Source organism: Kamptonema animale CS-326, assembly GCF_028330895.1.
Classification (GTDB): Bacteria; Cyanobacteriota; Cyanobacteriia; order Cyanobacteriales; family Microcoleaceae; genus Kamptonema; species Kamptonema formosum.
Genome location: NZ_JAQMUA010000172.1, coordinates 44197 through 50501, shown reverse-complemented (window position 1 = coordinate 50501; position 6305 = coordinate 44197). Strand labels below are relative to the sequence as shown.

At 41.6% G+C, this 6305-nt stretch carries 5 protein-coding genes; 1 reads left to right on the top strand and 4 read right to left on the bottom strand.

Going from position 1 to position 6305, the window contains the following annotated elements; genetic code table 11:
- Positions 1-13 precede the first annotated feature (13 nt).
- A complete protein-coding gene (locus PN499_RS10340; protein WP_272031771.1) occupies positions 14-1549 on the bottom strand; it encodes a SagB/ThcOx family dehydrogenase in 1536 nt (511 codons plus the stop codon).
- A gap of 692 nt (positions 1550-2241) precedes the next feature.
- Between PN499_RS10340 and PN499_RS10335 the strand changes: the two genes are divergently transcribed.
- Positions 2242-2775 (top strand): pentapeptide repeat-containing protein, encoded by a 534-nt coding sequence (locus PN499_RS10335; RefSeq protein ID WP_272031769.1) that lies wholly within the window; start codon positions 2242-2244, stop codon positions 2773-2775.
- 6 nt (positions 2776-2781) lie between these two features.
- Here the strand turns inward: PN499_RS10335 and PN499_RS10330 are convergent, their stop codons facing one another.
- From PN499_RS10330 to PN499_RS10320, 3 genes are read right to left on the bottom strand one after another with little or no spacing between them, the layout of a single operon-like run.
- Positions 2782-4086 (bottom strand): endonuclease/exonuclease/phosphatase family protein, encoded by a 1305-nt coding sequence (locus PN499_RS10330; RefSeq protein WP_272031768.1) that lies wholly within the window; start codon positions 4084-4086, stop codon positions 2782-2784.
- 17 nt (positions 4087-4103) lie between these two features.
- On the bottom strand, positions 4104-4748 hold the full coding sequence (locus PN499_RS10325; protein ID WP_272031766.1) for a Uma2 family endonuclease: 645 nt from the start codon (positions 4746-4748) through the stop codon (positions 4104-4106).
- 11 nt (positions 4749-4759) lie between these two features.
- Positions 4760-6238: an alanine/glycine:cation symporter family protein gene (locus PN499_RS10320; RefSeq protein WP_272031765.1), complete on the bottom strand. Its 1479-nt coding sequence runs from the start codon at positions 6236-6238 to the stop codon at positions 4760-4762.
- Between the last annotated feature and the right edge of the window lie 67 nt (positions 6239-6305).

Below are 6305 nucleotides of genomic sequence, written 5' to 3'. Positions count from 1 at the left end.
TCTCCCCCTCTCCCTATCTTGGCCGGCCGAGAGTGGTGATGTAAAGGACGGCTTCATCAGCAGGAATGCCGAGAACTTCGTTAACGTGGTCGTCGAAAAAGCCACCGATACCGCTGACTCCTAAACGTAGGTGGATGGCTGCTAGATTCAATCTTTGCCCTAAATGGCCAGCGTCCAAATGTAGATAGCGGTACACGCGATCGCCATATTTTGCTACTGCTTTCTTCAAGTCGGCGGTATGAAACAGCACTACTCCTGCATCCCTCCCCAGTTCTTGCCCCAAACACAAAAAGTGTAACTCACGCCGAAAATTTTTAAACCGAATTTGTCGCAATTCTTGAGCTTTGGGAGCGTAATAGTAACAGCCCTCTTCTAAACCTGTTACGCCAGAAACGGCGATAAATGTTTCAATTAAACTCAGGTCAAAATAATCAGGCGAACCGTCTAAACCTTGGTCAATATAGTGATGGGATTGATAAGTAAAATCCAGTAAAGCTAGAAGTTCGCCCAAGCTCAAGGTAGCACCTGTGTAAGCGCGGGTAGAACGCCGCTTAAAAATTGTACTTTCTAAGGATTCGAGGTTTGCACCCCAAGGTATGGATGGAGTGACGGCAGAAACTTTTGTGCAGAAAGGGAAGTTATATTTATCTTCTAGTTGCTCTTCACTTTCATCAGCTTTCCAACGATCGGTTCCCAAGGAATCGGAGTTAATCAGAGTAGCTTTGTGCAGCGATACTAGCAGTTGACCCTCTGGAATTTTCGGATAGTCTGTCTGTGTGGGCCCGGACAAGGCGGTTCGGAATCTAGGCAAGTTTTGTTCTATTTCTAGTAAATCCGCTAAGGCTGCGATCGCGATTGTTCCTTCTTGTTCCGAGTCAAGGTATAGCAATTCATTCACCGCAGCATCGGCAAATCCACCGATTAGGTGCGGCCGATAGTCATTCAGAGCACAGGCTAACTCGATATTGCCCAGTAGGTGGCCGCTATCCAAGTAAATTCGCCTGTAGGCGCGATCTTCGTAACGCCAAGCTGAACGAAAAAAAACTGCTGTAATTGCGATCGCGAGTTTAGTCTCCTCTAAAGCCGGATGCCAAAAACAAGCCCCTTGCAAAGCGGGCCAAACTTCGCTATTCCAAAAATGAACTAACGAATGAGTCCTAACTTGATAGTTGTAAAGTCCCGCAGGTAACAATCCCGTACCGCGAGAAATTATATAAACCTCCGCAGGGTATAGCCCACCCGCAGAAGGGGCCGATCTCAAATAAAGCGGAGCTCCCCCCATTGTCGGTACTTTCGCCGTCAAACCGTAACTACAAAGCAGCAACCGAGACAATCGTTGCCACCATTTCACATCAGGATCGGCCGCTAACCCTTCTGATTGATCTCTCAGATATGGCTTTAAGTCAAAAGTTGCCCCAATTTTATATTCCTTAAAGGGAACTGGCTGTTGTTCCCAATCTAGTTGTTTATTTTTGGCCGCTATGGTTTGGGGGTCGTATTTCGTTCGCTCGTGGTAGTGTTGAGCAATAGACAAAGGAAGTTCTGGCATAGGTCAGTTGAGGAACAGTGTTAAATGAAAGTGTTATCGATCTTGGCATTGCCTACTCGGAAAATGTCGTGAAGTCAGCTACAGGGAACGCGATTGGCAGTGTATATAAGCCAACTAAATATCTTTCACTGTACACTTTCTTTCATAAAATTAATACTGCTGAAACGATTGCTGAAGATTGCATTTTCCTTCTGCCCTTGTAGATAGATAAGAAAATTTTTCAGGATAATTGCTTTTTGCCCTTCTAAATAAGAAATTTTTTCAGTATAGCTGCCTTCTGCCTTCTACCTTCTGCCTTACCGTTTCAAAAAAGAGGTGCGATCGGCAGTATACATAATAGGACTTACGCAGGGAGTCCCAGAAACCGGGTTTTTTAGACAATATGTGAGTCACAACTAAGTATTTTGGTCAAAAAACCCGGTTTCTTTGGTTGGATGCGTAAGTTCTGTATAAGCTACGTAAATATCTCTCATTTTACAAATAAATCGGTTTTGGGACAAAATTACTGATTTTGTCCCGGTGGCTGAGCGTAACAGGAATTTACAAATCTAAAAAAAATATTAGAAAAAATGTGTTCTTTATTACACAAGCTTAACATAAAAATAAATGCGTAAGTATAAATACGCATAATATCAGCCATTAATTATTCTGATGGATTGGCAGCGATCGCTGTCGCCGGAAAAGAGGTACAAATGCAAAAGCTAAGCGCTGAGGAATTGCTGGCTCAGTATTCTGCGGGTAAGCGAGACTTTAACGCCGTTAATTTGAGTGAAGCTTACCTATTTGAAGCCAATTTACAAGAAATTAACTTTGAAGGTAGCGATTTGAGTCGTGCTTATTTACCTTATGCAAACTTGAGTCAAGCCAACTTGTATAAAACTCAGTTAACCGCAGCCCAATTGGGAGACGTTCAACTTTATCAAGCCAATTTATCGGGAGCAGATCTAGAAGGGAGCAATTTGTCAAGAGCTAATTTACGTCGTGCTAATTTGCAGGGTGCAAATCTCTCTCGTGCAACTTTACAAGGCGCAGATTTGTACAATGCAGATCTCAGCGGTGCAGATTTAACTTATGCTGATTTGAGCAGAGTTAATTTAGAAAATGCCAAGTTAACGGGAACCCAGTTAAAGGGATGTAATTTGTTTAAAGCGCGAAAGGTAGATGTTTCTAATGCGGAGTGCGATCGCACTACGATTATGCCCGATGGCTATTTAAACGATCGGTAGTTATTGTCAGTAGTTATTGATTGCTAAATCTGTAATTAAAGGTAGGTGATCGGAACCAATTTTGCGACCAGTCCTAATATTCAAAACTTGGATATCTTTGGTGATTAAACAGTGATCTATGGGAATGTATAACAGCGGTTTATTAGTCGGCCAAGTTGGTAAAATACCAAAGCCAGATCGTGCATTTCGCAATCCCCCTGTCTTTACCATGCTTTTGTAAAATGGCGACCACATCGTGACATTAAAATCTCCAACAACTATCACAGGATTTTTGATTTGTGCGGCATATTCACCAATAGCTGCCAACTGCTTATTTCTATCAATAAAACTCTTTTGTCTAGTGGGAACAGATGGATGAACAGCGAGAATAGAAATAATTTTATCTTGAACTCTTATATCTGTAGATACCACTTTTCTTCCCAATGAAAAAATTTTAAGTTCTCTATTTTCCAGCGGAAACTTACTGTATATTACCATGCCAAATTTCTCGGACTCTTGATTTCCGAAAGAATAGGGAAGTAAATCCTTTAAAACTACTAACTCTTTTGCCCAAGTAGACCTGGTGACTTCTACAAAAACTGCAATATCAGGTTTTTCTTCCCTAACTAAAGATATAACATCTGCATAATGGCGATTTCCTGTCAAAACATTGCTTTGGAAAATCCGTAACTTTTGTCCTGAAATTTCTGCTGCAATTGCTGGCTCAGGAAAATACCAAGGCACGATTTCAGCCAGATTAACGAGTATACAGAAAATACTAACAACTAACCATAACTTTTTTGTGCGCGTAAGTCCAAAAAAAATGCAGCAACTGAAACCCACAATTAGATATTGTAGTCTCAAATGAGAAGTCAATTCAAAAAATCTATTGTTTTCCCCTAAGTAGCTAGAGACAGAAAATAGTGCCGAGAGAATTGCGGCAATAATGAAACTCCTTGAAATTATGTGCTTGAACTGCGGTTGAGAGTAGATGCGATCGTGAGTAACCGTCCATTTTAGTTTAATTTTGAGGTCATCGGATAGTGGCAATTTCTCGATTTCTATTAGCAATTTTTCTAGTGGTTCCGACTGCTGCCGCTTTTGATAAAATCTAATTAGCAAGCCATCTACAAGATAGCGGCTAAAATAACTAGCAGCTAACCCGAAAATAACCAATATACCTAAACCCATCAGCAAACCAAAAGGACTGCCGAGCTTTTGTAAAGAGTTCGCGATCGCAGCCTCACCTGTTTTACCCGTAGTGCTTGCTACTGTGAAGAGAAGCCAAGCAGGTAAGCCGATAGTAATTAATTTTCTAATTAGCTCATCCATTAATTTTATATTGCCATCTATATTGCTTGAAATTGCTGCATTAACCAAGCGCCGACTTGAGTTTGATCTGCCTCGCGGCTGCGGTTCAAAGCTGATTCTAATAAACTAATTGCTAATCCCGGAAAAACTAGAGATTCAGTGATGCGACGACTCCCACCATCGCCGACTGCAAAGGCTCTCACTAAGGCTCCTTGTACATCCACAACCCAATATTCTCTAACTGGTACTTCTTCATAAAGCAGGCGTTTATTACCTAAATCGTCAGATAGCGTACTGTCAGAAACTTCTATAGCTAAATCCGGCGGTGGATATTGATTTAACTCTACAATTTTAGTGCCTCTGGGAATAGATTGGGCGCGATCGCCAATATAATAAGCGATATCTGGCTGACACTCCCACAACCCTGCTTTGCGAAAGCTGCAACCAGTCAACCCATTGACAGGAATGCGGTTAAAAATGCAGTAAAAATTGACAGCCAAGATCGTAATCGCTTTGTCGCAAGAATGGTCGTATCCAGTTCCCAGCGCTTCAATCAACATTTTGCCATTATAATAATAACCCTTAGCGCGTTCAAAAGCTGGATTATCAGCAGCCTCGATAAATTCATCCCAAGTTGCTGCCACCCAAGTATCTGTAGATAATTTTGTTTGTGTGTTTTTCATGGTTGACAATATTAAACAAATTTTTGAGGATCGTAAGCTAGCATTTGTCCAGAGTTAAGCCGCTGTAGATAGTCCTTCAGATCGGCAGCTACTTCATTGGATAGGAGATAACAAGCTATTAAGTTAGGGACTGCCATACTTAGCACCATCATATCAGCAAATTCAACGACAGCTCCCACACTGACAATAGCACTCAGAAATGTAAAGAAAACGTAGATACTGCGATAGATAATCAGAGTTGGTCTGCCAAAGATATAAATCCAGGCTTGTTGGCCGTAGTAACTCCAAGAAATTACAGTTGAAATCGCGAAAAGTATCACACAAATAGTTAAGAGTGTCGGGAACCAATCAGCAATGGTTCTGAAGGCTTCGGCAGTGATGGCGATACCTGATGTACCTTCTGGCACTGTAGCATAAACACCTGTAGAGACAATGGTAATTGCTGTCAGGTTGCAAACAACTATGGTGTCTATGAAAGGTTCAAGTAAACTAACAATTCCTTCCCGTAAGGGTTCATTGGTTTTAGCTGGTGCATGAGCGATCGCAGCGGTTCCTAGTCCAGCCTCATTAGAAAAGCAACTTCGCCGAATACCGATGACTATTGAACCGAAAATGCCACCGGTGACTGCCTGCGGGTCAAAAGCTGAACCGATGATTGTGGCGATCGCACCTGGAATCAGGCTGAAGTTATTAATCAGAATTGTCACGCAAGCAATGGTATAAATAATTGCCATAGCTGGAGTGAGTTTATCTGTAATGGTGGCAATCCTAGTAATGCCACCAATGAGTACAAAGCCGATGACAGTGGCAAGGATAATGCCAAACAACCAGTTAGGAAACTCTGGTATAATGTGTGCAACAGCAGCATAGGTTTGATTTGATTGAAAGAGAGTAGTTGAAAAACTCGCAGGAATTAGTAAGATGGTAAAGGCATAAGACAAAATTTGTCCTAGTGAAGCCATTCCTCTGTCAGCAAAACCTTTTTTGATATAGTACATCGGCCCGCCTTCAACTGTTCCATCTGCTTCTATGACGCGATATTTATTGGCTAGTCCGCATTCTACAAATTTGGAAGTCATGCCGAGAAATCCTGCTAATGTCATCCAGAAGGATGCACCAGGGCCGCCAAGTTGAATTGCAATCGCTACTCCTGCAATATTTCCTAATCCTACTGTTCCCGATATAGCAGTTGCTAGGGCCTGAAAGTGAGATACTTCACCTTCCTCGTTAGGATCGTCATATTTACCCATTACTACGTCAATTGCGTGTTTAAATAGTCGAATATTGGGGAAACCCAGGCGGATTGTAAAAAATGTGGCTGCACAAATCAGCCACAAGACAATCAGAGGAAAACCATTTTCGCCACCAATTTTAAAAAAGATAACGAGAGATAATTCATGGACAAGCTGATTGAATACACTATCGATAATATCAATAGTTTCACTCAATAATTGTGTGTATTCAGTGAATATTTGTGTGGGTAATGGCATTAGTAATAAAGTAGTGGATTAGAAGGAAGAAGACTTATGCAAGGTTTACGTAACGCCGCCCTCTGAG